The sequence below is a fragment of the Gracilibacillus sp. JCM 18860 genome (genome assembly GCF_055395245.1).
The window spans coordinates 859,524-884,574 of record NZ_AP043868.1 but is presented as its reverse complement, the minus strand read 5'-3'; the positions used below and the strand labels follow the sequence as shown (position 1 = coordinate 884,574).

Genomic DNA, 25,051 nt, shown 5'->3' with positions numbered 1-25,051 from the left:
GGCAGGGGATCAGCCTGCCTATTAAATTAGTTAGCGCTAAGTAATTTAAAATTGTGTAATAGCTTTTTTAAGTTTTCCTATGATACGAATGTTCTTATCCGTGCTAGGATTAAAATGAATTGGTTTATAATTAGGGTTCTCACTTACTAAAGTGAAGGACCCATTTTCTCTATATACTCTTTTTAATACACATTCATTTTCCACAACTACTGCAGCGATTTCACCGTTTTCAACTTCTTCTGTTCTTTGAATAAGCAAAAGGTCACCTTCATGTATTTTTGCTCCAATCATACTATCTCCTTGTGCAGTTAGATAAAAATACAATCCTTTATCTACCCAATCTTTAGGAGAAGTAACATACCCCTCCTTTTCTTCAAAAATTACAGCCCCATCACCGCAAGAAATACTACCGTATAGTGGAACATCCACAACATCATTTGAAATTTCTTCTCCATATAATAATGAAACATCTACGTCCAACGCTTTTGCTATTTGTTCTAATCTATCATGGGAAACTTTTATCATTCCCTTTTCATACTTTCTAATTGTGGATTTGCCAACGCCAATTTTTTTGCCAAGTTGCTCTAATGTTTCACCAGAAGCCTTTCTATAATAATTAATTCTCTTACCTAGTTCCTTATAAAAATTATCCATATTAAGCATTCACCTCCTGACTGCTAATTCATTATATATCTTTTAAGACACTTTTTCAACAGTATTAATAATAAAAGTATCTTTATAGTATTGACTTATCCCAATAAGGGGTGTATATTATAAGTGTCCTATAAAGACACGAAGTGAGGTGAAACGACATGGACATTAAAATAACTCCAAAAGGGCTAAGAGTATCAAACTGTTTAAATCAAGAAGAAGTAGCCGAACACTTAGGAATTTCAATAACTCAATACAGAAGAAAAGAAAATGGAAAGGTTCGTTTTTATGCTGATGAAATCTATAAGTTATCACAGTTGTATGATGTCCCTGTGAATATTTTTTTTACTGAAAAAGTGTCCTTTGGGGACACTGGCGATAAGACTATTATTTAAAAGGCGGGAATGGGATGAGAAACGTAAGAGGGGCAAAAGCCCTGTCTGAATATCTTGAATCTATTGGAACACCTATAAGCGAATCAACGATTTTTTCTTTACTTAGACAAGGTAAAATTCCTCACCTAAGACCATCTCCAAGGATATTGATTTTTAATTTAGATGCGATAGATGAATGGTTAGGCATTAAATAAAGGAGTGGAAAAATGGCAAACAAATTAGAAGTAGCATCTCATCTAACTGATGATGAACACAGCATTTTATTGAATGTATATCACAAGCACATGAAAGCAATGGGGGAGGAAGAAAGAAAACAATATGCTTTAGGCAATATCAAGAAAGTAAAGGGAAATGTCCAGGAGCAATGTTTGGAAGTCTATTTTAAAAACGGTGAATGGTTTAAATACTTTGCTAATGGGACTTGGGGGTGACAAGCATGATGTGGATTATAGTTAGTTTTGTAACTGTAGCAATAGCAACCATTATTTTTAGCGTTTGGTGTGGAATGAAGGCTTCACAAATTGCAGAAATGCATAAACAGGATTGGGGTGCTTAAGTTGCCTTTCACCGATCATTTTAAAAAAGAGGACAAGTCTACAGCCTTAACATTTCGAGCTGAAATTCGTAAATATTTTTATTTGTCAATGGAGTGCCTAGATAAGGGTGAGTTGGAGAAATCAGAAAATTATTTTAATCATGCTATGAATTTATTAGGCGAACTTAGATGGATGTCTCTCCAGAAAGTAACCATTGATAGGGCTAATCAAGAATTAACTGATCATGCATTACAAATGAGAAAGGATTGGTATTAATGACTAAAGAGGTACTCCACCTTAGTAACTTAATGCAAAAATTGCAAAATGCAACGCAATCAGATGTTGAAGTATTCGAGGATGAATATGTAGACAGTTTGAATCAGCGTATAGCATTTGTGAAGGATGCAGTGTTTGATTTGGAAAACGAACTTAAGAAACGAGGTTTGTATAAATGTTTTCATCCAGTAAGTGAAAACGAAGCGGTTGAAGTTGGTGCAACAGATGAAGTGATTACCATTTGCCATGAATGTGGAGCAGAGGTATAGCATGTGGCTCAAATTGTGGTATGGAGGATGGTTTATAGTAGCAGTATTATTCTTATACTTTTGCATCGTTTATGCACTTTAAAAAAGACCCGCGCAACATAACGCGAGTCGTATCCCACAAAAATTATAACATGGACAGGCTCTGAATGGTAGTCCTGTCTTAGTGGTCGCAAGTAATAGCATTCCCCCTTTTCTATCTATCGTTCCGCTTGTGGCCACTAAGATGCGACTAGCATCCATTACATATTGAATCGAGGTGAAAACATGTCTCAATCTATGGTTGATTTAAATGACTTTGCGAATGGTGCATTAGCGGAGCGGTTTAATTATGAGCTGCAAAAGATTTTAGAAAACATAGCTGACCCAAATACAGACCACAAAGTAAAAAGAAAGATGAACATTAATCTTACTTTAGAAACCAATGAAGATAGAGAGTTGTCAAATGTAAGCATTCAGGTTAAATCTACACCAGCTCCACGTAAAAATATCGGATCCGCCATTATCATCGATCGTGACGAAAGCGGAAAAATTGTAGGAGCTGAATTGAAATCAGGTATTAAAGGACAAACATTCTTTGATACAGAGGATAACCAAGTGAAAGACGATAAAGGCGGAGTAATTGATTTCCGCAAACAAAAAGAGGGAGGAACTAAATAATGATTAGAGAAGCAATTGAATACATTGTCCGTCTTGGAAATAGAGAAACATTTACGGAGAATGGCCAAACGTATGTTACTGGAGATGTTCGCCTGTTAAAAGAACCGCTACCTGCAGAAATTAAAGTAAGCACCCTTTCAGCACTTGTAAAGTACGCAAAATCTGTATTTGATGGAGAAGAAAAATTTCTCATTCACATTGTTAGTCCTACAAAAGTTCGCTTATTGTCTTCGTTAAATTTAGATGCTGAAAGATCTACATGGGTGGAATCAAATGCATTATTACCAGATATTCCATATGGAAGGTATCTAGATATGGAAGAATTCAATATCCTATTACAATCCGCTTTCTTAGATAACGATACAAGGAAAATTCTTTTGAAAGTAGTCGGTAATGTAAAAGATGAAGATGTGAAAAATTATGGAGATGACGGAGTCTCTCAAACGGTTACCGCAAAAACTGGTGTTGCACAGGTAGCGGATGTGGTCGTACCTAATCCAGTGGAACTTGCGCCATTTAGAACCTTTGTGGATCTCGATCAACCGGAGTCTGATTTTGTATTCAGAATGAGAAAAGGCCCTTCAGGACCAGCTGGAGCATTATTCGAAGTGGATGGTGGAATGTGGAGACTGGATGCAATAGCTTTAATTAGAAACTATTTATCTGAAAATCTAGCAGAAGAAATCGAAGCAGGTAATATTCATATTTTATCTTAATGGATAGCGGTTATTCCGTTATCCCTTTTGAAAGGAGCATCCAAGAATGAATGAACTAACAAAGGTTTTTGACGGATACGAATTAACGATAGTCGAAACAAATGGAGAACCATTCTTTTTACTTAAAGATGTGTGTGAAATTCTAGAACTTCATAATCCAAGACAAGTAAAGACAAGGCTTGAGGATGACGTCATTTCAAATTACCCCATCCAAGATTCACTTGGAAGAACGCAGCAAGCCACATTTGTAAATGAAGATGGATTATACGATGTCATCTTAGATAGTCGCAAGCCAGAAGCAAGAAAGTTTCGCAAGTGGATTACTAAGGATGTACTGCCATCCATTCGCAAAACAGGTACGTACGAAATGGGTAATGCATCTTATACTGTCGAGGATCCAATTAAACGAGCGGAACGTTGGATTGAGGAACAGAAAGAAAAATTGATGCTTGAGCAACGTGTGAAAGAATATGAGCCGAAAGTTAACTATGTAGATAAAATACTAGAATCCAAGGATGCAGTAAATATTACTCAAATAGCAAAGGATTATGGCATCAGTGGTCAAAAATTGAATCAAATCTTACATGAAGAAAGAGTACAGTACAAAATGAATGGTCAGTGGTTGCTTTATGGGAAGCATCAACAGGAAGGTTATACGAAGTCTAAAACGACAGAGTATAGGAGAAACGACGGATCCACTGGTACAAAGCTACACACCAGGTGGACCCAAAAAGGCAGATTATTCATTCATGAGATTCTTAAAAAGAGGGGTATTCATCCTCTTTTAGAAAGAAGTCAAATAAATAATGTAGGGTGATGTTGCAGCATCTCCCTACTCTAATCTATGTCCTTATTTTAACCATATGTCAGAAAATAAACAAGTGAGGGAAAAGAAATGGCTAAATTTCGTATGATACACACTGAATTTTGGAATGATCCACGAGTAGTAGAGGAATTCACTCCAGAGGATAAATTGTTTTATTTATATTTGTTAACCAACTCCAAGACAACGCAAATCGGAATCTATCAAATTACCAAAAAACAAATGGCTTTTGATATGGGATATTCGATAGAAACCGTTAATTCTCTAGTAGACCGATTTGAGAAACACCACGAGATAATTGTGTACAATCCGGACACAAGAGAGATAGCCATTAAAAATTGGGGCAAATACAACTTTAATCGAGGAGGAAAGCCGGTACTTGATTGTGTGACCTCTGAATTAAAAGAAGTGAAAGACAAAAATCTCATTCAATTAGTAGCAGAACGAATCGAGAAGAAGGAAATTAGAGCCATTTACGATTCGTATAACGACACGTCAGACGATACGTCAAGCGACACGTCTAACGATACGGATAACGAATCGCAAGGCAATAAAAAGCAAGAATCCCATGATAGCAATAGTTCTTACGATACGTCAGACGACTCGTCCACGATAAGGGGACAAGAAAAAGAAGAAGAAGAAGAAAAAGAAGAAGAAAAAGAAGAACAACAACAAAAAGAATTATATGGTGGTGGTCTTCGTGATGAAGAATTTGGTGAGGTGGTCCATTTTTATAAAAACAACCTACAAATTGGAGTATCCGAAACCAGTTTCAATATGGAATTAATTCAACAGTTTTTCAATGAATGGGGTAGTGAATTACTTTTAGCTGCCATGAAGTTAGCAGCACAGAAAGAAGCAAAAGGAACCGCTTATGTGGAAGCTGTATTAAAACGCTGGAAAGAATACGGTGTAAAAAATGTGGAGGATGCTCGAGCCTATCAACGACAATTAAGGAAAAAATCACCCTATTATCCAAATAATCCAAAGCAAGATATTAAACCAGATTGGTATGACAAGCATAAACAAGAGACGCAAGAAAGCAAGCAAGAGTTGTCTGATGCGGAAAAAGAAAAAGCAGCTGCCGAAGCGGATAAGATGCTACAAGAATACTTAGCAGAACAAACTTCATGAGGGTGATACGGCATGACCAAACTAGGTGAGTATCTACCGTACTCCAAAGAACAACAGCTAGGCAAAAAGCGAACGAAGAAAAGCAGAAATTTTAGTCCGAAAGTAAAGCGTGAAATATTTGAGCGGGACCAATGGAGATGTGTAAGGTGTGGGTCTCATTATCTTGAAAAAGTTCCTCACCATATCACCTTTAAGTCACAAGGCGGAACAGGTGAAAAACGAAATGGAGCAACAGTTTGCATTGATTGTCACAGATCTGCTCATAGACAAGATGAAGTAAGAAGATGGTTTGAAAAGTGGCGAGATAAGTATCTCGATCAGAATGGAGATTTGATCTAGGAGGTGGAATATTGAAAAGAATATTAAATTATCCGGGTAGTAAATGGAGCATGGCACAGTGGATTATTGATCATATGCCCAAGCATGAAGTATACCTGGAACCTTATTTTGGATCAGGGGCAGTGTTTTTTAATAAATCTCGAGTCAAGATAGAAACGATTAATGATATTGATAGTCGTATTGTGAATCTATTTAAAGTGATTAGAGATCATCCAGATGAATTAGCTAGATTAGTAACATTCACCCCATTATCTAGAGAAGAATATAAAGCAAGTTATGAAGTTAGTCCGGATCCTTTAGAAGATGCTAGAAGATTTCTAGTTAGGTGCTGGCAAGCAATAGGAGCGAAAACTTCTGACATAACTGGTTGGCGTTCATCGATATCTGTAAACAGTCCAAATAATACAAAACAGTGGGATGCGGTACCTTCAATCATTTCAGAAGTAGCAGTAAGGTTAAAAGATGCTCTCCAGTTAATCCAGCGATATAACAGACCTAACGTTTTAATCTATGCTGATCCACCTTATATCTTGTCAACGCGTTCGAATAGACATTATGCTCATGAAATGAATGATCAGGACCATATAGACTTACTCGAGGTATTAACTGATCACGAAGGACCTGTTTTGCTTTCGGGATATCAGAATGATTTATACAAGAACTTATTAAAAGGCTGGCATTTAGAAGTGAGAACGGTATTAGCAGAAGCTGGAGCTAAGAAGCAAGAAACACTATGGATGAATCCATTAGCAGCGGAACAAATGAGTCAGTTTAATTTATTTGATAATGCGGATTTAATTTAGAGAGGGGCGTTAGGAATGAAAGAAATCGAAGAAATGGAGCAAGAAATAAAAGACAAATGGTTTAATAACCACAAAGCAGAAATCACTAAGCGTGATGATATAACAATTCTTGATTGGAGAGAACCAGGAACGGTTATTTATTCAGTTCGTTATATATTTTGTGGTTCAAGATTGTATATTTCCGGCGATATTGGAGATGCGATTTTTAATCTAACTTGGATAGCAACTCCGGAAAGTTTTAAAGGCATCGAACTTAGCTACTTCCTAAGCAAACTATCTTGTCATTCGAGAGAACGATGGTATTTTGATGAACGTAAAGCCATGGATGATTTAAAAGAATGGTATGAAGAAGATAGTTTTGACGCAGGGGAAAAATCACGCAAAGAAATATTAGAAATATACAGCAATGTTAAGAAAATAATAAAATCTGTTAGTACGCCTAAAGAATTTGAAATGGAGCTAGTTAATTACTATATGGACAACTCTTTTTATTATTATGATAGCGAAGATTTCTCATTCATATCTGATTTCGGTAAGAAACTTCCGATGTGTTATGTTGCGTATCTTCTTGGGATTAAATTAGCAAATGAGCAATTAAATGCTCAGAAAGAGGTTTCAAATGCTAAATAGAGTAGTACTAGCAGGAAGATTAACTAAAGACCCAAATTTACGCTACACACCAAATGGAGTAGCGGTTGCTAATTTTACCATAGCGGTAAATAGACCTTTCACCAATCAAAATAATGAACGTGAAGCGGATTTTATTAATTGTGTGGTATGGAGAAGACCTGCTGAGAATCTAGCAAACTTTATGAGTAAAGGCAACTTAATTGGAGTAGATGGACGGATTCAAACAAGAAATTATGATAACCAAGAAGGTAATCGAGTTTTTATAACAGAGGTACTAGCAGAATCTGTTCAATTTCTCGAATCCAAAAGCGGAACCGCTAACCAATCTAGCAATCCATCTCCAAACAATAGTCAAAATCAATCTAACCAAAATCAACCGAATAAACCATCAAATAATAACAGCAACCCATTCGATGGTGAAGCAGAACCTATTGATATTTCGGATGACGATTTACCCTTTTGACCAGCAACGAGAAAGGAGCGAGTGAGGTGAAAACAAAATTAATAGATGGCGAATACGTAACCATTGAAGATATCATCCAAAAACATCAACGCTATGTCCATAAACAGGCAAACCGCTATAGCACGGAAGCATCTTTTTATGGCATGACAAAAGATGATCTCTATCAAGCAGGTTGTATTGGATTGATAAAAGCATTCGAAAAATATAAAGAGTCAAAAAAGAATAAATTTATCTCCTTTGCATCGCAATACATCACAGGTTATATCAAGCGAGAGATTTCAAAAAGTAATCACCTGATCCGCTTACCGCAAAATATATATGACCTTATATTCAAGATTAAAGCGGAAGGTTGGGAGGAGAAGCGAGCTGAATATATTGCGGAAAAAATGAATCTCACTATTACAAGAGTCCAAACTGCTCTAATCTACATGAATTATTTTATCGGATCGACAGAGAAAAAAATCAGCAAAGACGAAAACAAGGATATGACTGTATTAGATATTGTCACTACTGGTGAGGATTTTGTAGAAGATTTAGCAATAAGAGAGTTTATCAATCAATTAGATGATCGGGAAAGAACGGTACTAATGATGCTGTTATCAGGCTACCGTATAACAAAAATTGGCCCATTGTTAGGGAAAAGTAGAAGCTATGGATATATTGTAATGCAAGTAGTGAAGGAAAAATACCACCATTATTTTCAACCTACTGTTGCTTTATAAGGAGTGGAGATTTTGAAGCTATATGTACTTGAACGTTATGTGCAAAATTTAGATGGTGAATGGCTCCAGGAGATTGTAACTTACAAAAGCAAGCCAATAATATTTAGTTATATTGTATGGCTATGAGATAGTACAAGCATTAAAAATAGAGGCCCGATAAGCTCAGGCCTCTCATGATTAAGGAAAACATATGTTCCCCTTAAGATTTATTATATCACTTCGAGAGGGGAAAAGGAAATGAAAATAAAACAAAACACCATTTATCACATGGACTGCTTGGAAGGAATGAAACATATACCAGATAAAACGGTGGATATGATTTTATGCGATTTGCCTTATGGTACCACCGCGTGCAAATGGGATGAGATTATTCCTTTTGATTTGTTGTGGGAGCAATATAAAAGAGTTATTAAAGATAATGGGGCCATTGTTCTAACCGCTAGTCAACCATTTACGACAAAGTTAATAGCCAGCAATATGAGTTGGTTCCGATATGAGTGGATCTGGAAGAAAGGTAAACATACAACGGGTTTTCAAAATGCAAAGCGGATGCCATTAAAAAATCACGAAAACATTTGTGTCTTTTATAAAAAATCACCTACCTATCATCCACAAGGGTTGGTACCGCTTCTAAAAGTTAGAAAGTCTAAAAGAAAAAATGTAGGTGGTATATTCAAAGAAGGTGATAAAAGCCTAATGAAAGAATACACAACTACCCATACCAATTATCCTAAATCTATTTTAGATTTTTCAAGAGATAGTAAAACATTTCATCCAACCCAGAAGCCTTTAACATTATTTGAATATCTTATAAAAACATACACAAACAGAGGTGATGTAGTTTTGGATAATTGCATGGGAAGCTTTACAACCGCTTTAGCATGCGATAATACACAACGAAATTGGATTGGGTTTGAGCTTGAACAAGAATATTGTGCTTATGGGATCGATCGAATCAATAAAAATAGAGAAGTTTTGGGTATCGAAAAATTAAAGGGTATTAGGAGTTGTCAGGATGAGTGAAAACAAACGAGATTCAATCATTCAGCAATTGAGCCTGGTAAGCGGATATAGCGAAAAGTATTTTCATAATTTAACAGACCGTGAATTAAGAAAAGAAATGGAGCGGTACTATGGCAAAAACGATGGAAGAGAAGATTGATGAAAACCTGAAAGAATTTAAAAGGTACCAGCTGCAGTTAAAACAAATAGCGGATGAGGACATTGTCACAAGAATAAATGTACTTGCTAAGCAACTAGTGTTTATTGGTCGCTTAGCAAGCATCTTCTCCGAACATAGCAAACAATTATACGCCTATCGCAAACAAGTATATACGGAAGCGTATTTAGCTGCAAAAAAGCATAAATCGATTATGGCTGAAAAAGCGGTTATTGAGATTAGAAAACAAGAAACAGAAGCATATGGTAATGCAAAGAAATGGAATACAGCCTTTATCACAACAAAAGAAGAGATAAATGCTCTCAAGTATAAAATAAAAATCAATTTAGCGGATGGTAGCAACTACACTAATTATTAGATTGTGAGGGGTTTTATGTACATCACAGAAAAACAACTGAGATTAATCACTGAGGTGGCATCTCAAGAGGCAATTAAAGCTTTTAGGGAAGATGAATCGAAGCGTCAAAAAGAGAAACACGATCGTCGATTGCGAAATATCAGGCTATTGTTAAAAAACTACAGAGCGCTTGTGTTACATGCAGAGAAGCTAAAAAAGGAAATAGATGATTTTGAGGAAACATCTATCCATCGATTGGATGTCTATACAATCAGTTTGGAATCTATTGAATCTATTATGAAAAGCCAAAAAAAGACTATCGCCATTATAGAATTCATCAATGACAAAATTGAAGCATATAAAAGATCATGCAGTTCAGGAGAGTTAAAATATTTCCGTGTTTTAGAAATGAAATATATTTCACCTAAAAAATACACTAATCAAGAAATAGCAGATCGAGAAAATGTTGACAGAACTACGGTGGGTCGATATTTAGATAAAGCTGTTAATGATTTACTTGTTATCATTTTTGGGGTAGAGGCTTTGCATTTTGAAAATTAAATTGCACAAAAACAGCACACACATGCAACATTTTATATGTTAAGATGATATTGAGTAAAACTATACTAAAGGTAAAAAAGGCATCTCTGTAAAAGGTGAGTGCCTTTTTTGTTTTAGATGTTTTAGTGAATTGTATTACCCAATGCTGTTCTTGCTGATTCAATACCGATTTGTACATCATCTCCAATTTTAGAAAATTCGGTTGCAAGGCTATCTTTGACAAGTAAGCCGTCTAAAGGTTCTATTGAAATTGGCTTGACTGATGTGAGTCCGGATAATTCTTTAGTAATGTCTATATTTTGTAAGTTCAATTTTGTTACCGCACAGGTTTTTTACCCTGTGCTTCTTTATGTTTCCATAAAGTTCAGCATATATTATCATCCGAGAGGGATGCCGGACGCTCTTGGATGGTTTATTGTTTGTCCTACTCACCATCTATGCGTTGCACCTTCTGAATTACATTAAGGACTTCATTCAGCTTGGCTCATGGTTGCCATATCTATATAGACTTAGGGTTTCCGTGAATTCATCCGGTTTAACAACTATAAATTACTTTATAGAGGGGCAACATTATTTAAACTTAAAACATCTAATAATTACTAATTCTACACAAACAATCAAATTCCTTCTTTTTATTGCATAAAAATTCGTCTTTGCATAGTACATTCGACATACATTGTAAAAATACTGCAAAAATAAGCAGGAATATTTACCCTTTATGTCGAAGTTAGAAATTAATTAAAAAATAAAGGAGGATGACAATGTTCATACCTAATGTATACTGGTGCAATGAAGAGAAAACTAAACAATATTTAGAAATGATAGTCGACGATCTCTTGACCGAATTCGAAATCACCAAACAAGAAGGTAAAGGTAAATCTGTTGAATTAGGTGGGGAAGCAAATAAGGTGATTGCAAAATATAAACGAAATGAAGAAGGAAATCTTACAATTCAAGGGCAAGTGAAGAGATCTAATGTTGCCCTTTTTAAAGATCTATATACAATTTTAAATGAAAGAAACATGGTTCAAAGGCTAATTGGATTCGATGAGGATATATGGAATCAATTGTCACATGGTGAATTTGTAGAAATTGATGGTGAATTTGCTCAGTCTCCAGCTGAATTAATACTGTCCTCAGTTCTGGATATGTTTGAAGAGTATAAGGGATATTTTGAATTAGGAAGCAGTGAAAAAGAAATTGAGAAAAATGAGATGGTTGCTTCATTCATTAAGTTAAATAAAGTAACTGTAATTATTAATCCATTTATTGATGAAAAAGAGTTGAAGTTCTTTTCTTCATTAGAGACGAAACATTTTATAGAAGATCGATATGATTTAGAAGGAGACTTCTCTTTGTTCGGTAAAGTTAAGAAGATTTACAAACCGCATCAAAAGATCGACCTTATAAAACTACTACCTGGAAGAATGAAAATGAATAAAAATCAGCTTCTATCATTTTTGCCTCAATTGAATAGCAATGATGACATTAGTTTTGACGTGGGTGAAATTAATGAAGATTCATTTGAATTAAATGGCCCTTGTATTGAAATTGCACCAATAGCTATTTACCAAAGATAATTTAATAGAAGGAGGAAAATGATTGTATGGAACATGAAATGAAGTTAGCTTTAGGAAGAATCATTGGTAATCTTTATAAAATTCAAAGAGAACAAGGTGTGAATGTTTCTGAAGCAAAAGTGTTTGGATTGTTAAATGGTTTTCAAGAAGAAATTGACAATGAATTAGACAATCTAGAATTCTATAGTAATGAAAAAATTAACTTAGTATGTGATGAATTAGATCCTTATTATAAGCATAAAAAAAAGTTAGATGAAATGCCAGACTATTTGCAATTCAGAATGGCAATAGAGAATAAATATGGTATAAAACAATACGATCTTAATTTAATCCTAAAATATTTAAGATCAAAAGATCGATATAATAGAGAGATAGACCGATTAGGAAATTTCAAACTTACTTCATATGACATTGAACAGTAATAAATAGTACCAAGTAGACATCTCATAGCGAGGTGTCTTTTTATTATGCAAAAAAGACCTGCGGTAATATGTCAAGATACAAAATAAAAAAGATTTAGATATCAAGGTGCAATTTTGTTAAAAAAGGCAATAGGAAACTAGACCATTAATCAAATGTAAATTAATGGTAATTACACAAGGGTTGTAGAAGCTACTTTCTAAGCTTCATGTTTCACGCTCCCTTGTGGCGTGTAGATTTGATGGTTGCGTAGTAGCGCATCCACCAAACGCACTAATTTTCTAGCGGTTAAGACGAGTGCTCTTTTATGTTGGTGTTTCGGTACTTCACGGTATTTCTTCTCGTAATAAGCTTGGTATTCAGGTACATGCCTTCTCACCGAGTTGGCGGCTTCAACAAGGTAATAACGCAAATACTGATTCCCGTTACGAGATAAGGAAGTATCATCTGCCGTAAACCTGCCTGATTGGTGTTTTCGCCAGTATAGTCCTGCATATTTGGCTATTTTGGCCTCTGCTTCAAATCGTTCAATCTGACCGATTTCTGCGATGATACCAGCAGCGAATACAGGTCCAATTCCGGGTGTGGATTGCAGGGTATTGGGTAAGCCAGCCATGATTTTAGTGATCGCTTTATCGATTTGCTTGATTTGTGCCTTCATGGTGCGAATCAGCTCAATAATAGTGCCCAAGATGAGATCAATCGAGTCTTCCACTACCTTATCCAAACGATAGGAAGAACGTACTGCTTTTTGAATGGACTTGGCCACTTTTTCAGGGTCGTGAAAACCATTTTTACCTTTGGTTTGGAGGTAATCAGCTAGGTCTTCGATCGACATCTGAGCGAGTTCTTCCAGGCTATATTTTTCAAAGAATAAGTCCATCATAGCTTGTCCAAACACGGAAGATTCGACGTTTTCTTGAAACGTATTACACTTATAACTCAAGTGTTGAAGAAAATGTTGCTTTTCTTTGGTCATCTGATGTACGAGTTGGTAGCGAGAGCGTGTCAACTGTTGTAGGGCAACGTATTGACTCTCTTTGACCACCGACATCGATAAACGACCAAATCGTAAATAATCGGCAATCACAAATGCATCAATCTCGTCGGTCTTGTCCATGTCTGGATAACTCTTTTTGAAGTTGGCAATCTGTTTTGGATTCATCACAAATACTTGTGCACCAAGCTTACGGAGCTCTTCATCCTGATGAAAAAACATCGCTGGATGAAAACTGTACACGGAAGTGGATTCTAAGCCAATCTTTAATACTTCCACAGATTGTCCATCCATGGTACGAAAAATAGCTTCACGTAAAGCAGTAGCACCAGGTAAATCATTCGACACGGTGAAGGAAGATAACTTTACACCTTCACTATCTAACAAACAAACCTTGATATCAAAAGAACTAACATCTAATCCGACAAATAATGCATGGGGAATTCCCCTCCTTTCTAAATTAGAATCATTGGAACTTAGCTTGGACGCCTCGGGATATCCCTAGTGTGAACGCCGATCAACAACCTCGTGTATCAGTACTATCTCTGTATCGAAAGCCGCCTTGGAGCTACTACCATCCAAGTTCGAGGGACAGAGTGCACAGCCTGCGAGTAGGAAGGTCTGCACGTACACTGGGAAACAGTCTTTAAATGTGGTTAGCCACAGGAGATGACAGAATTGTCCCAAATGATCCTTAAGACCATTATCTAGGAACATCACAAGACGTCCAAGTGTTTTTTGAAATTTATTGCAGGTCAAATGAGGAAAATAGTGAGTCCAACAGATGGGCTTAAATATAATATACGAGGAGATGGATAGAATGAAGAACGGATTTTTCTCTAAAGAAGCTATAAAGTATTTACAATCAAAGTATCCTCAAGTAACGGAATCAATGTTTAATGGATTGCTAAATATGTTTGGATTAGAAACTATTAACAAATTATCTGATAGTACTACCTGTATGCAGGTTGCTGAAACAAGACATCTTCTTAAAATCCCAGAGCAAATTTCTAATGCGTTAGGTATAGCAAGTGAAATTAATTTTCTAGATACAATAAGTGCAATATGTTATGTGCCTGAAAAGAGTATCGATGCAGTAGACGCTCTAACCTATGCTTATGAACACATGACTGATCATAAGAACAAACCATTACTCACTATTGAACTGCAGGACGAAACTTCTGTTCCAAAGGTGTTTTATAAAGGGAAAGAAGTTACCCACAAACAAAACGTGTTTCTTGAATGGAATACAGATACAGAGATTATGGGAGGATTAACTTATTCCATTGAACATGCTGACTTAGATAAAGGTTATCCAGTCACCAATCGTATTGAACGCAAGGTGAAAGGTCATGCCTGTAACTGAATACAAAACAAGAGAACAAAAGCGTAAGTTCTACGACAGTAAATCTTGGAAGATATTACGTGAGAAAATAAAACAGCGTGATAATTATGAATGCCAGGAATGTAAACGACAAGGACGAGTAACCATAGATACAAATGAGTACAGTGATTCCGCTAAGCGTAAGAAGATTATGCTGGTGGTCGATCATATCAAAGAGATTGAAGACTATCCAGAGCTTGCGTTGGACGAGGATAACTTAGAAACACTGTGTGTTAACTGCCATAACAAGAAGCATGGAAGGTATGTTGATTACTCGAAGTGGAGAAAGAAACCTAAATGGGATGATGAATGGTGGTGATTATACTTGCTTCAACAACGAATTAGATTCTCAACAGAATGTAAACATTGTGGAGTTAAAACAGATGAATTTTGGCTATGGGAACATGAGGTGAAAGATAAATATATTTGTGGGAATTGCCAGTTTCAAGAAGTTGTTTTAACTGGCGTAAAAGAAACACATGGAATTGATCCTTTAAAACCTAATTAAATAGACCCCCCGCCTAAAAAGTTTTGCGATTTTTACGATCGGGGGCACCGGTGAAGGGGGCTCGATTCTGCAATTGCAACACATTCTTGTACCCCCTCCCCCCTGTAGGTGTGTGTAGAAAGAAGGTGATTAATTTGGATAAACAAAAAGTTGGTTCTCGAATGCGGGAAAAACGAAAAGAAAAAAATTTAACACAAGTGGATATAGCAAAGCTGGCGGGTATTTCCACCAATTATTATGCTAGTCTGGAACAAGGTAGAAATTCACCAAGCTTGGAAGTTTTAACAAAGATTGCTAAGGCACTAGATGTATCTTTACTTTATCTATTAAACGATAGAATTGATGATATGGAAAGTCGAGTGGCTTCGGAAGTGAACAGATTACAAGACCTGTTTAAAAACATCCCGAAAGACCAGCTGAATGTCGTTGAAGGATTAATCACTCAAGCTGCACGACTCCGAATTTTATTAGATGACAACTGGAAAGATATTTTAGAAAATGGAGAGTATGAGAAATTCAAGCAAAGTGAAAATCAAATGCCATATGATCGCAAGCGTCCTATCGTTGAAAATTACGATAATCGAGATAAAACCTATCAGTCCATTATTAAACAATTAACAGAACTGTTGCCACAACCCAAGCAAGATAGGAAATCAAAGTTGCTAGGACGATAGCCTATGCTCCACAATAAATATGTTGAAAATTATATTAAAAAATGGAAGTGTGGCAAACTCCTATTAAATATAAAAAGAATACAGTTAATCGGATTGATTGAAAAACATATTTTACCTAGGGATGATCTTTACTATTTTGATGAAGAGCAAATTGAAAACTATATTGAATTTAGTGAAACATGGTATTTCGAGTTAGATGAATGGGAAAAATTCATAGCCCCATTCATTTTTTTATTTCGAAAAGAAGATGATGAAGTTGTCTTTGATGAGTTTGTTATCAACATGGGACGAGGTGGAGGGAAGAATGGTTTCATCTCCACATTAGCTAATTACTTTATAAGCGAACTTCACGGAATCGATTATTATGACGTGTCTATTGTGGCAAACTCAGAGAAACAAGCAAAGAGAAGTTTTCAGGAATGTTTTCGCACCATCAAGAAAAAAGGCAATGAAGTCTTAGAAGAAGAATTCGAAGCTTATAAAAGTAGCATTACAGGCTTAACTACACAGTCTGTTTTTGAATATAAAACGAGTAACGCTAGTTCCCAAGACGGCGGTCGTGAAGGTGCTGTCATTTATGATGAGTACCATGAGATGGAAGACACAGAGATAGTTGACGTGTTTTCTGGAGGTCTCGGTAAAGTAGATTGTGGGAGACAATTTTTTATTGGAACGAAAGGTTTTGTCCGAGAAGGCTATTTCGATATTAAATATCGGGAATGTGAAGATATTCTAAACAGCTTAATCGAGTTTAAAGGCATTTTTCCATACATTTGTGAGTTAGATGAATTGGATGAAATGGACGACCCTTCAAAATGGGCGAAAGCAAATCCAGCATTACAAGAGCCTTTGAATAAACGAGGAAAACGGCTGTTCAATACAGTAATGAAAGAATATACCAGACTAGCTCGTAATCCTTCAGGGCGTGCAGCCTTTGTTACAAAACGTATGAATTTTATAGAAGACAACATGGAAAACTCTGTCGCTTCTCGTGAAGAAATCATGGCCACGAATCGACCGTTTTTCGAGCTGGACACAAAGCCTGTGGGGTCATTGGATTTTGGGAGTGTGAGAGATTTTGCGACTTGTGGACTGCTGTTTAAAAAAGGGGACGAATATGCTTTTAAATCCTTTACATTTGCCATTAAACATTTTTGTGATGTTCACTATGGCTATTCCAATACAGCGAATGATTTTGGAACAGAGAAAAAAGCGCCTATAAAAAAATGGGAAAAAGACGGTCTGATGAAAGTCATCGACGAGCCGTCTTTAAATCCAATGCATATAGTTAATTGGTTTGTTGATATGAGAGAAAAATATGGTGTCGAAAAGATCATTGCCGATAATTACAAGTTAGATATATTACGTCCCTTGCTAGAAGCGGAAGGTTTTGAAGTTGACCCTATACGACGACCTTCTAGTATCCATCCTTTGCTTGCCCCACGTGTAGAAGATGGGTTCGCAAACCATAAGTTTATTTTCGGAGACAACCCATTGATGCGTTGGTTCACTAACAATGTTTATGTTAAGGAAACTTCAGATGGAAAGAAATTCTTGAAGAAAGAAGAAGTGAAACGTAAAACAGATGGGTTCCAGGCATTCATTCATGCATTGTATAGAGCAGGTGATTTAGAGGATGAAGTCGATTTAAACAATTCTTTGGATGCACTTGAAGCGCTAAACTTCTAAAGGAGGTGAGGAGAAAAGGTGGGATGGCTAGATAAAGTATTGAGACGAAATAGCGAGCTTGAATCAATGTTTGATCTGGATTTAATCGACGAAACAAATCACCGAGCATACTTAAAACAATTAGCTTTGGAAACTAATATTAATTTTATCGGTCGGACTATAAGCCAGTCTGATTTTAGAATAATGAAAGATGGGAAACGTCAAATGGACGACTGGCATTACTTATTAAACGTTAGACCGAATACGGATCAAACAGCTGCAGACTTTTGGCAGGATTTTATCTATAAGCTAATTGACGAAAATGAAGTTCTGGTAATTTTGACAGACAACAATGATCTATTGATTGCAGACGACTTTGACAGAGTGGAATATGCAGTTTATCCGGATGTTTTTCAGAACGTTACCGTAAAAGATTATACTTTCATACGAACATTTCAGATGGATGAAGTTATTCACCTCACGTATAACAATGAAAAATTAACTAAATTCATGAATGGTATGTTCCAAGATTTTGGTGACTTGTTTAGTCGAATGATAGAAATTAGTATGAGAAATCATCAAATTCGAGGGACAGTTGATGTAGAAACTAGTCAGAAGTTAGATAAGGAAAGTCAAAACAAATTGCAAGAATTCATCGATAAATTATTTGCTTCTTTCAGAAAAAACACGGTTGCGCTTGTACCCAAACTAAAAGGTTTTGGATATAACGAAGTATCTAAAGGCGACAGCAAAGGGCAGTCAATTGAGGAAATAACGAAGCTCAAGAGGACGTTGGTCGATAATGTTGCGAATATACTTGGTATTCCTACTGCCTTGGTGCATGGGGATTTATCAGAATATGAAACAAGTTTAAAAGCTTATATAAAGTTTTGCATCGGTCCATTGATCAAAAAAATATCAGATGAATTAAATGCAAAGCTGGTTGAAAAAGCGGATTACTTAAAAGGTGACAGAATCGAGGTGAGGGGAGTGATCGAGAAAAGTGTTATTGAAAATGCAGAAGCAGTAGACAAGCTTGTTGCCAGTGGTGCTTATACACGTAATGAAGTACGTGAGAAGTTTGGTGATGAACGTTCAGATGATCCAGAACTTGATAAATTTGTCATCACTAAAAACTATGAATCTATTGAAGAAGGTGAGAACTCGTGAGTTTAATGACCAAAGAAACGTTCTTTCAATCATTTAAAAATCAGAAATATGTTGAGCAGCTTAAAAAGATTCCACAGAATTTCAAAGTAAAGCATGATGAAGAAAAAAGTCTTACGGAAATCACCATTTATGGGATCATTGGTGACTCTTGGTTTTCCGATTCGTTTTCAGCAAGCGATATCGATCGCGCTTTGAATGCTGCAGGGGACAAGGATATTATCATTAATTTAAATAGTCCTGGTGGCGATGCATTTGATGGAATTTCCATTTATAATCGTTTAAAACGCCATAATGGAAAAGTCACTATAAATGTTGACGGATGGGCTTGTTCTGCTGCATCCGTTATTGCCATGGCAGCGGATGATTTGTACATGGGGTTAGGTTCTATGATGATGATCCATGAGGCAAGTAGTATTGTCTGGGGAAGCAAAACAGATATGAGAAAAGAAGCTGAAGTATTAGACGAACTAGAAGAAGGCATCATCGATATTTACATGACAAAATCAAGAGAAAGTCGAGAGGAAATACGAGAAAAGGTGGATGCTGAGACTTGGTTTAGTGCTAAAAAAGCGGTGGAAATTGGTTTTGCTGATGAAGCGGATGATCATGATGAGTCAAGTGAAGAAGAAACTCCAACTAATACCGTGCTAAACAGTGAACAAAAACAGGAAATAATCACTGAACTAAAGAGTATTTTAAATCTAAATAACCAACAAACGAAAGCGCCGGTAAATAACAAACCGAAGCGCTTTTTATAATGAAAAAAATTAGGGAGGAATAAAGCATGACAATTAAATTAAAAGGTAAAATGGAAAACTTTGAAGCGAAGAAAAAAGCGTATATGGAAGTGGTGAAAAACGAGGAATCCACACCTGAGCAACATGAGACTGCTTTTAATGAAATGTTTACAGCTTTACAAAATGACTTAACTGAGAAAATTTCTGCTGAAGCTCGAAATGAAGTGCATGATGCCCAGATATTAGCTGCTCGTGGTCAAAACGTTCTGACTTCAAAAGAACGCAAATTTTTTAATGAGGTTGTGGAGTTTGGTGGGTTTGATGAAGATTCTATCTTACCAATAACTACACAAGAAAGAGTATTTGAGGACTTACTTAAAGCTCATCCATTGTTGGAAGCAATTGGATTACAAGACTTAGGAGCAGTCACTCGCTTCATTAAATCAGATCCTACAAAAGCATATGCTTGGGGAGCATTGTTTGGTGAAATTAAAGGACAGGTTGGTGCAGCATTCCGAGAAGAACAAATTGGACAATTGAAACTAACAGCATTTGCGGTCATTCCTAAAGACATGTTGGAGCTGGGACCAGAGTATGTAGAACGCTATGTTCGTACTCTATTAGTTGAGTCTTACTCCGTAGGGCTAGAATATGGTTTAGTAAACGGTCGTGGGCCATCTCAAAACGAACCGATTGGTCTAATGAAAAACGTTTCTGAAAATGGAGCAGTTACCACAAAAACTTCATCTGGTACATTAACTTTCGCTCCTTCTGAAAAAGGGGAAGTTGTAGCAGGTGAATTGCACGATGTAATCCAAGCCTTGTCTACGGATGCAAAAGGGAAGGCACGCAAGGTGCTTAATAAAATTGTGATGGTTGTTAATCCAACGGATGCTATTAGTGTACAAGCTAGAAATACCATCCAAACTGCTAATGGTCAATGGGTAACATCACTTCCTTACAACATTAAAACAGTTGAATCAGAAGAAATACCTTCTAAGAAAGCACTTTTCTTTGTACAAGGGAAATATCTTGCTGCAGTAGCTGGTGGTTACAAAACAAATAAATTTGACCAAACATTGGCGATTGAAGATGCCATGCTTTACACTATCAAGCAGTTTGCAAATGGGAAGCCAGAAGATAATAAAACGGCTTTACTTTACGATTTAAACATTTCTTTCAACGGTGGCGGTACCACCACCACAACTAGCTCTACAACAAGTACAACCACTAGCGCATAATGAGGTGATGTGATTGCAAGAAATCACACAGGAAATTGTAGAAGAATATAAAGAACGAAATCACATAACTCACAATGAGGACGACAATTTAAAAAGATTGTTGTCCTTTTCTGTTTCTGCTATAAGGAGTAGTTGCGGTGAGTTTGATATCTACGGAACTACGGATATCGATAATAGTGCAAAGGAATTGGTGTTCGAGCGTACTCGATATGCGTACAATGATGCGGCCGAGTTTTTTGAAGATAATTTCCTTAGTGAAATAACGGGATTAGCATTAGACATTGAAATGAAGCGTATGGAAAATGCGACTACCACCACAACGACAACAACAGGAGGTGGTTAAAGGTGCAACCATTTAAATACAAACCACCTCGTGTACATTCGGGTGAATTACGTACGCCTATATCCTTTTACAAGTATGTACCTAAAAAGGGACCCGAGCCAGGGGAAGTAGAAGAAAAACTCCTTTATAATGCTTGGGCAAAAATCGATGAAGTGTGGATGAAAGATTTGGAACTTGCCAAGTCGAATGGCACATTGTCAGACATCACCATCACCATACGAGATCCATTACAGGAATATATACCGACTGATAAGCACTATATCTCAATCGATCATCCTCAGTATAAAGGCAATCGATATAACGTGAAGCATGTTCAACCAGATCCGCAGAACAATCGATTTATTAACGTAATAGCGAGGTTGGTTACATGAGCGTGAAAGTAAAAGGATTACCAAAACTATTGGCCCAACTTGAACAAAAACTTGGTCAGCAGGCTTTGCAACGAATCAGCGACAAAGCTTTAATAGAGGCTGCCAATGAATTTGTGAAAGTTTTAAAACAAGAGTTCGAGAAATTTAAAGATACAGGAGCTAGTATTGAGGAGATTACCATTACAGGACCTTATTGGGAAAATGGTGTCCGAACGATTAAAGTGCATTGGCGTGGACCAGATGGTCGGTATCGGATCATACACCTTAATGAGTGGGGAACCATTAACAATCCTAATCCAGCTGGTAAAGGTGCTATCGCAAGAGCTTTGAAAATTAGTGAGAAGGCATATGGTGATGCTGTGAAAAAAGCATTGAAGGGTGGTCTGTAATGGATATTTTAGATGAAATTTATAAAGCTTTAATTGCTGATGCTTATATTAAAGAGCAAACCTTTGGTCGCATCAAGTTTTATGAATATCCGGAAACAGGGGATGTTGATAACCCCTATATCGTGATTGACCCTATCGATACACCGACACCTAGCCAGTACGCAGATGACCAATGGATAAAGCTAGATTTCTTACTGCAGATTGATAGTTGGAGTCATGATAGGAAATTAACCGAATCAATTGCTGATAAGGTTCGTGATGTTATGTGGGATACATTCGGTTTTGCTCAACGTGCAGGACCAAAAGAATATGATCAAGGTGTTTTCCGTGATGCCAGGAGGTATCGCGGTTCTTTGTATAGAGAAGATTTTAAAAAATTATAGGAGTGATAAGAATGGCAGAAGAAAAAAATTATCGTGCTTCCACTGGTGTGGATGAGTTTTTCTATGGGGTTGTTGGAAACGGGATAGCAGCTGATGCTTTAGAACGTGTGAAGTTTTTACAGACAATCACTGTCGAAATGCCTCAAGAAATTGTTAGAGCTTATGGGGACAATAAAACAGCAGAATTAGCAGTATCGAGTGGAAATGTTGCCGTTACATCTGCATTCCACAAAATACCGATTGAGGATAAACAAAAATTACTAGGGTGGGAAGTGGTAGAAGGCTTAACTGCAACAGGAAGCCAAGATAACCCACCATATGTTGCTGTGGTATTTGCCAAGACATATGAAGATGGTTCTAAAGAATATGTTGGTTTACCAAAAGGGATGTTTACTCGTCCATCAGTGACTGGCAATACAAAAGGGGAGAGTACCGAGTTTTCTAGTGAAGAAATTGCTGCACAATTTATGGATCGTGAAGTAGTTGGGTTTGAGGAAGAAAAATCTGTAATCTTTGCCTATGATCCGAAAGGAGAGACGACTAACAGGGATGCATTATTTCAAAAGGTATTCGGCCAAGCTTACCCAACAACGACCACTACTAGCACGACGACATCAACCACAGTCGGAGCTTAATAGAGGATGAAATATCTACTTTGTCAGCCTGCTATATTACGTTTCAAGTGGGAACTAGAAGTGTGCATTACTAGGTTGCAAAAATTAGGGATACAAGACATTATCCTCTTGTTTACGCAAGGGGATGATGGTATTCCTGAATATTTCAAGGATATGTGTTGTGAAGTGCATGTTTATCAAGATAATCGAACAGATAAGTCCTATATTCCGTCCGTCAAACCCTATTTATGGATGAAATATCTAGAAGAAGATTCATCTAGAGAAAACGGATCTTATTTTTATTTAGACAGCGACGTGTTGTTGAGAGAAATTCCAAAAGTGAGACCGACCAAAAAAATGTGGTATGCATCGGATTGCACAGGTTACATTGGTAATCAATATATCGATAGCAAAGGAGAACGTTTGCTAGAAGATATGTGTAGGGCGATTGGAATAGATCATCTATTCATTAGAAAAAAAGATCCAGTTGGTGGCGCACAATGGGCGATTAAAAATCCAACTTATGATTACTGGAAAAAGGTTTATGATGATTCTAATACGCTTTATCGACTACTTAGTAATTCCAATACCGATATTCAAAAATGGACTGCGGAGATGTGGGCGCAATTATGGAATGTGTATCATTTTGGCGTAGATGTTAAAGTGCCTGAGGAAATGAACTTTTCTTGGCCAACAGATCCAGTGGAAAGATATTATGAAACAAAAATTTTCCATAATGCTGGTGTAGTGGATGATCATCAATCTTTATTTTTTAAAGGGAAATATGTGAATCATACACCGTTTGAAGATGACCTATCATATGTTAACCAGGAGAAAGCATCGATAAAATACGTTGAAGCGATTGAGGAGGTAATACAATTGGCTAAAGCTAAATATGAAGTGATTGAAGGTTTTCATGATTTAGAAGAGGACAAAGATTATTTTGTTGGCGATCGATTTCCGAAACCGGCTAATAAAAAAACCAAACAAGAAAGACTGGATGCATTAGCTTCCTCTAACAATAAAGCAGGCAGACCATTAATTAAAAAGATTGAAGAGTAGGGTATTACATCCTGCTCTTTATTTTATTGCAGGAATAGGAATTGAAGTGATTTGAATTGATGTGGAGTGATGTGAAATGTTAATACAGCAAGATGGTTCGGGGATGTGGGCAAAAACAAAATATAGTGACATCGACCCGTTGCATAAAGGACCAACAAAACGAAGCGATTGGGCATTAGCTTGGATTTTAAGTAATGGTTATGCCGTTATGGAAAGTTATGCTATTAACGAAGTAATGAATGTGATTAGGGCATTAAGAGAGTTAGGGGTGGAATACACCATGAAAACTATTGATGGCCAACAATTACAAGTTGCTAACGACAAAAAGTGGCGTAGCATGTATTACGAGTTTACAACTGTCTTATTTGAAGATGATCGTAAGTTTGATTAAATAACACTTACTTTCCATTCCTGCACTAAAATAATGAGAACTAATTTAGGAGGATATAGAACATGGCAAATTTGAAACGAAACATGCTAGAACTTGTGAAAAATCCGGAAGGAGTATTAAAAGGTGACGAACCGGAAATTGAAAAAGTCTGGACACCAGCTTTCATCCCTTTACGTGTAGCGAGAAACGCGATCGAAGTGTGGCATGAAGTGGAAACAGATAAGACCATGTCGGAAGCAGATAAGTTTGATAAAATCGCAGACTTTGTGGCCAATGAAGTATTTGCCGGAAAAATCACAACCGATGACATCTACAATCGTCTCCATGCTCCAGGTGGGCAAGACGTATTAAAACAACAACTTATCTTCGTGGCACAGGGACAACAAAGCGATGATACAAAAAACTACTTGGCGAAGAAAAATTAACGGATGAGGATTTTTCTATCGCCAAGCAAGCGGAGTATTTAGATAAACTCGTCCTTAGATTAACCCAGCAAGGGAAGGATATCAACGAAGTATTAGATATGCCCATTCATTACGTTGTTCAGCTGATGAAAGATAAAAATAAACCACGAGAAGAAAAGTCGCTTATTGCTGCTTTTGGTGGTTAAGAAGGGAGGAAAATAAA

At 36.7% G+C, this 25,051-nt stretch carries 40 protein-coding genes and 1 pseudogene; 38 read left to right on the top strand and 3 right to left on the bottom strand.

All coding sequences use genetic code 11. From position 1 onward, the window contains the following. Positions 1 to 45: 45 nt before the first annotated feature. Positions 46 to 654: a LexA family protein gene (locus tag ACZ5R4_RS04730; protein ID WP_464368135.1), complete on the bottom strand. Its 609-nt coding sequence runs from the start codon at positions 652 to 654 to the stop codon at positions 46 to 48. Positions 655 to 812: 158 nt separating this feature from the next. Between ACZ5R4_RS04730 and ACZ5R4_RS04725 the strand changes: the two genes are divergently transcribed. The 18 genes from ACZ5R4_RS04725 to ACZ5R4_RS04640 all read left to right on the top strand — a co-directional run bounded on the left by ACZ5R4_RS04725 (position 813) and on the right by ACZ5R4_RS04640 (position 10,492). After that, positions 813 to 1,046 carry a helix-turn-helix domain-containing protein gene (locus ACZ5R4_RS04725; protein ID WP_464368134.1) on the top strand — a complete coding sequence of 78 codons (234 nt, stop codon included), beginning with the start codon at positions 813 to 815 and terminating at the stop codon, positions 1,044 to 1,046. 14 nt (positions 1,047 to 1,060) lie between these two features. Then, positions 1,061 to 1,240, top strand: coding sequence for a helix-turn-helix transcriptional regulator (locus ACZ5R4_RS04720; RefSeq protein WP_109984007.1), 180 nt, complete (start codon positions 1,061 to 1,063; stop codon positions 1,238 to 1,240). Positions 1,241 to 1,252: 12 nt separating this feature from the next. Further along, a complete protein-coding gene (locus ACZ5R4_RS04715; RefSeq protein WP_464368133.1) occupies positions 1,253 to 1,477 on the top strand; it encodes a hypothetical protein in 225 nt (74 codons plus the stop codon). Between the two features lie 126 nt (positions 1,478 to 1,603). After that, positions 1,604 to 1,858, top strand: a complete 255-nt coding sequence (locus ACZ5R4_RS04710) for a hypothetical protein (RefSeq protein WP_054859111.1) — start codon at positions 1,604 to 1,606, stop codon at positions 1,856 to 1,858. Then, positions 1,858 to 2,127, top strand: coding sequence for a hypothetical protein (locus ACZ5R4_RS04705; RefSeq protein ID WP_054859112.1), 270 nt, complete (start codon positions 1,858 to 1,860; stop codon positions 2,125 to 2,127). The genes ACZ5R4_RS04710 and ACZ5R4_RS04705 overlap by 1 nt, the downstream gene beginning before the upstream one ends. 264 nt (positions 2,128 to 2,391) lie before the next feature. Further along, positions 2,392 to 2,784, top strand: a complete 393-nt coding sequence (locus tag ACZ5R4_RS04700) for a replication terminator protein (protein ID WP_464368132.1) — start codon at positions 2,392 to 2,394, stop codon at positions 2,782 to 2,784. Further along, positions 2,784 to 3,500, top strand: coding sequence for a hypothetical protein (locus ACZ5R4_RS04695; RefSeq protein ID WP_054859113.1), 717 nt, complete (start codon positions 2,784 to 2,786; stop codon positions 3,498 to 3,500). Before ACZ5R4_RS04700 ends, ACZ5R4_RS04695 begins: the two co-directional genes overlap by 1 nt. 46 nt (positions 3,501 to 3,546) lie before the next feature. Beyond that, the gene (locus ACZ5R4_RS04690) at positions 3,547 to 4,317 is read left to right on the top strand and encodes a phage antirepressor KilAC domain-containing protein (protein ID WP_054859114.1); all 771 of its coding nucleotides are present in this window, start codon (positions 3,547 to 3,549) and stop codon (positions 4,315 to 4,317) included. A gap of 78 nt (positions 4,318 to 4,395) precedes the next feature. Continuing rightward, on the top strand, positions 4,396 to 5,457 hold the full coding sequence (locus ACZ5R4_RS04685) for a DnaD domain protein (protein WP_464368131.1): 1,062 nt from the start codon (positions 4,396 to 4,398) through the stop codon (positions 5,455 to 5,457). Between the two features lie 12 nt (positions 5,458 to 5,469). Then, positions 5,470 to 5,796, top strand: coding sequence for an HNH endonuclease (locus tag ACZ5R4_RS04680; protein WP_054859117.1), 327 nt, complete (start codon positions 5,470 to 5,472; stop codon positions 5,794 to 5,796). 11 nt (positions 5,797 to 5,807) lie between these two features. After that, the gene (locus ACZ5R4_RS04675) at positions 5,808 to 6,599 is read left to right on the top strand and encodes a DNA adenine methylase (RefSeq protein ID WP_464368130.1); all 792 of its coding nucleotides are present in this window, start codon (positions 5,808 to 5,810) and stop codon (positions 6,597 to 6,599) included. Between the two features lie 15 nt (positions 6,600 to 6,614). Then, positions 6,615 to 7,229, top strand: a complete 615-nt coding sequence (locus ACZ5R4_RS04670) for a hypothetical protein (protein ID WP_054859118.1) — start codon at positions 6,615 to 6,617, stop codon at positions 7,227 to 7,229. After that, the gene (ssb, locus tag ACZ5R4_RS04665) at positions 7,219 to 7,692 is read left to right on the top strand and encodes a single-stranded DNA-binding protein (RefSeq protein WP_054859119.1); all 474 of its coding nucleotides are present in this window, start codon (positions 7,219 to 7,221) and stop codon (positions 7,690 to 7,692) included. Before ACZ5R4_RS04670 ends, ssb begins: the two co-directional genes overlap by 11 nt. A 26-nt stretch (positions 7,693 to 7,718) precedes the next feature. Continuing rightward, a complete protein-coding gene (locus tag ACZ5R4_RS04660; RefSeq protein ID WP_054859120.1) occupies positions 7,719 to 8,414 on the top strand; it encodes a sigma-70 family RNA polymerase sigma factor in 696 nt (231 codons plus the stop codon). 237 nt (positions 8,415 to 8,651) lie between these two features. Continuing rightward, a complete protein-coding gene (locus tag ACZ5R4_RS04655) occupies positions 8,652 to 9,437 on the top strand; it encodes a DNA-methyltransferase (protein ID WP_464368129.1) in 786 nt (261 codons plus the stop codon). Next, a complete protein-coding gene (locus ACZ5R4_RS04650; protein ID WP_347833970.1) occupies positions 9,430 to 9,576 on the top strand; it encodes a hypothetical protein in 147 nt (48 codons plus the stop codon). The genes ACZ5R4_RS04655 and ACZ5R4_RS04650 overlap by 8 nt, the downstream gene beginning before the upstream one ends. Next, positions 9,548 to 9,952: a hypothetical protein gene (locus ACZ5R4_RS04645; RefSeq protein ID WP_347833972.1), complete on the top strand. Its 405-nt coding sequence runs from the start codon at positions 9,548 to 9,550 to the stop codon at positions 9,950 to 9,952. Before ACZ5R4_RS04650 ends, ACZ5R4_RS04645 begins: the two co-directional genes overlap by 29 nt. 15 nt (positions 9,953 to 9,967) lie before the next feature. Then, positions 9,968 to 10,492 carry a hypothetical protein gene (locus ACZ5R4_RS04640; RefSeq protein WP_464368128.1) on the top strand — a complete coding sequence of 175 codons (525 nt, stop codon included), beginning with the start codon at positions 9,968 to 9,970 and terminating at the stop codon, positions 10,490 to 10,492. A gap of 122 nt (positions 10,493 to 10,614) precedes the next feature. On the opposite strand, the gene ACZ5R4_RS04635 is transcribed toward ACZ5R4_RS04640, so the two are convergent. Continuing rightward, positions 10,615 to 10,803: a hypothetical protein gene (locus ACZ5R4_RS04635; protein WP_054859123.1), complete on the bottom strand. Its 189-nt coding sequence runs from the start codon at positions 10,801 to 10,803 to the stop codon at positions 10,615 to 10,617. A gap of 450 nt (positions 10,804 to 11,253) precedes the next feature. Here ACZ5R4_RS04635 and ACZ5R4_RS04630 point away from each other — a divergent pair, with 450 nt between their 5' ends. Both ACZ5R4_RS04630 and ACZ5R4_RS04625 read left to right on the top strand, forming a co-directional pair. After that, positions 11,254 to 12,072 (top strand): DUF6414 family protein, encoded by an 819-nt coding sequence (locus ACZ5R4_RS04630; protein WP_464368127.1) that lies wholly within the window; start codon positions 11,254 to 11,256, stop codon positions 12,070 to 12,072. 26 nt (positions 12,073 to 12,098) lie between these two features. Further along, positions 12,099 to 12,494: a hypothetical protein gene (locus tag ACZ5R4_RS04625; protein WP_054859125.1), complete on the top strand. Its 396-nt coding sequence runs from the start codon at positions 12,099 to 12,101 to the stop codon at positions 12,492 to 12,494. A gap of 197 nt (positions 12,495 to 12,691) precedes the next feature. Here the strand turns inward: ACZ5R4_RS04625 and ACZ5R4_RS04620 are convergent, their stop codons facing one another. Beyond that, positions 12,692 to 13,933 carry an IS110 family RNA-guided transposase gene (locus ACZ5R4_RS04620; RefSeq protein ID WP_464368469.1) on the bottom strand — a complete coding sequence of 414 codons (1,242 nt, stop codon included), beginning with the start codon at positions 13,931 to 13,933 and terminating at the stop codon, positions 12,692 to 12,694. 376 nt (positions 13,934 to 14,309) lie between these two features. Here ACZ5R4_RS04620 and ACZ5R4_RS04615 point away from each other — a divergent pair, with 376 nt between their 5' ends. The 18 genes and pseudogenes from ACZ5R4_RS04615 to gpGT all read left to right on the top strand — a co-directional run bounded on the left by ACZ5R4_RS04615 (position 14,310) and on the right by gpGT (position 25,034). Next, positions 14,310 to 14,855, top strand: a complete 546-nt coding sequence (locus tag ACZ5R4_RS04615; protein WP_054859127.1) for a hypothetical protein — start codon at positions 14,310 to 14,312, stop codon at positions 14,853 to 14,855. Continuing rightward, the gene (locus tag ACZ5R4_RS04610) at positions 14,842 to 15,192 is read left to right on the top strand and encodes an HNH endonuclease (protein ID WP_054859128.1); all 351 of its coding nucleotides are present in this window, start codon (positions 14,842 to 14,844) and stop codon (positions 15,190 to 15,192) included. Before ACZ5R4_RS04615 ends, ACZ5R4_RS04610 begins: the two co-directional genes overlap by 14 nt. Positions 15,193 to 15,198: 6 nt before the next feature. Then, complete coding sequence (locus tag ACZ5R4_RS04605) at positions 15,199 to 15,381, top strand: hypothetical protein (protein ID WP_054859129.1); 183 nt, start codon at positions 15,199 to 15,201, stop codon at positions 15,379 to 15,381. A gap of 161 nt (positions 15,382 to 15,542) precedes the next feature. After that, positions 15,543 to 15,701, top strand: a pseudogene (locus ACZ5R4_RS04600) (helix-turn-helix domain-containing protein); the annotation flags it as partial. A 27-nt stretch (positions 15,702 to 15,728) separates the two neighbouring features. Continuing rightward, complete coding sequence (locus ACZ5R4_RS04595; RefSeq protein ID WP_054859678.1) at positions 15,729 to 16,055, top strand: hypothetical protein; 327 nt, start codon at positions 15,729 to 15,731, stop codon at positions 16,053 to 16,055. Positions 16,056 to 16,058: 3 nt separating this feature from the next. After that, on the top strand, positions 16,059 to 17,744 hold the full coding sequence (locus ACZ5R4_RS04590; protein ID WP_464368126.1) for a terminase large subunit domain-containing protein: 1,686 nt from the start codon (positions 16,059 to 16,061) through the stop codon (positions 17,742 to 17,744). An 18-nt stretch (positions 17,745 to 17,762) separates the two neighbouring features. Beyond that, the gene (locus ACZ5R4_RS04585; RefSeq protein WP_464368125.1) at positions 17,763 to 18,893 is read left to right on the top strand and encodes a phage portal protein; all 1,131 of its coding nucleotides are present in this window, start codon (positions 17,763 to 17,765) and stop codon (positions 18,891 to 18,893) included. Positions 18,894 to 18,898: 5 nt separating this feature from the next. Further along, on the top strand, positions 18,899 to 19,651 hold the full coding sequence (locus ACZ5R4_RS04580; RefSeq protein ID WP_464368124.1) for a head maturation protease, ClpP-related: 753 nt from the start codon (positions 18,899 to 18,901) through the stop codon (positions 19,649 to 19,651). Between the two features lie 26 nt (positions 19,652 to 19,677). Beyond that, a complete protein-coding gene (locus ACZ5R4_RS04575; RefSeq protein ID WP_464368123.1) occupies positions 19,678 to 20,871 on the top strand; it encodes a phage major capsid protein in 1,194 nt (397 codons plus the stop codon). A 13-nt stretch (positions 20,872 to 20,884) separates the two neighbouring features. Continuing rightward, complete coding sequence (locus tag ACZ5R4_RS04570) at positions 20,885 to 21,214, top strand: hypothetical protein (protein WP_054859131.1); 330 nt, start codon at positions 20,885 to 20,887, stop codon at positions 21,212 to 21,214. 2 nt (positions 21,215 to 21,216) lie between these two features. Further along, entirely contained in the window at positions 21,217 to 21,585 is a 369-nt protein-coding gene (locus ACZ5R4_RS04565; protein WP_464368122.1) for a head-tail adaptor protein, read from the top strand. Next, entirely contained in the window at positions 21,582 to 21,974 is a 393-nt protein-coding gene (locus ACZ5R4_RS04560; RefSeq protein WP_054859132.1) for a hypothetical protein, read from the top strand. The genes ACZ5R4_RS04565 and ACZ5R4_RS04560 overlap by 4 nt, the downstream gene beginning before the upstream one ends. Beyond that, positions 21,974 to 22,357 (top strand): hypothetical protein, encoded by a 384-nt coding sequence (locus ACZ5R4_RS04555; protein WP_464368121.1) that lies wholly within the window; start codon positions 21,974 to 21,976, stop codon positions 22,355 to 22,357. The genes ACZ5R4_RS04560 and ACZ5R4_RS04555 overlap by 1 nt, the downstream gene beginning before the upstream one ends. Positions 22,358 to 22,368: 11 nt before the next feature. Then, positions 22,369 to 22,992, top strand: a complete 624-nt coding sequence (locus ACZ5R4_RS04550) for a major tail protein (protein WP_464368120.1) — start codon at positions 22,369 to 22,371, stop codon at positions 22,990 to 22,992. A gap of 75 nt (positions 22,993 to 23,067) precedes the next feature. Then, positions 23,068 to 24,033 carry a hypothetical protein gene (locus ACZ5R4_RS04545; protein ID WP_464368119.1) on the top strand — a complete coding sequence of 322 codons (966 nt, stop codon included), beginning with the start codon at positions 23,068 to 23,070 and terminating at the stop codon, positions 24,031 to 24,033. Between the two features lie 76 nt (positions 24,034 to 24,109). Next, on the top strand, positions 24,110 to 24,424 hold the full coding sequence (locus ACZ5R4_RS04540; protein WP_464368118.1) for a hypothetical protein: 315 nt from the start codon (positions 24,110 to 24,112) through the stop codon (positions 24,422 to 24,424). Between the two features lie 62 nt (positions 24,425 to 24,486). After that, positions 24,487 to 24,849 carry a phage tail assembly chaperone G gene (gpG, locus tag ACZ5R4_RS04535; protein ID WP_054859136.1) on the top strand — a complete coding sequence of 121 codons (363 nt, stop codon included), beginning with the start codon at positions 24,487 to 24,489 and terminating at the stop codon, positions 24,847 to 24,849. Between the two features lie 17 nt (positions 24,850 to 24,866). Continuing rightward, positions 24,867 to 25,034, top strand: a complete 168-nt coding sequence (gene gpGT, locus ACZ5R4_RS04530; protein WP_464368468.1) for a phage tail assembly chaperone GT — start codon at positions 24,867 to 24,869, stop codon at positions 25,032 to 25,034. Positions 25,035 to 25,051 lie beyond the last annotated feature (17 nt).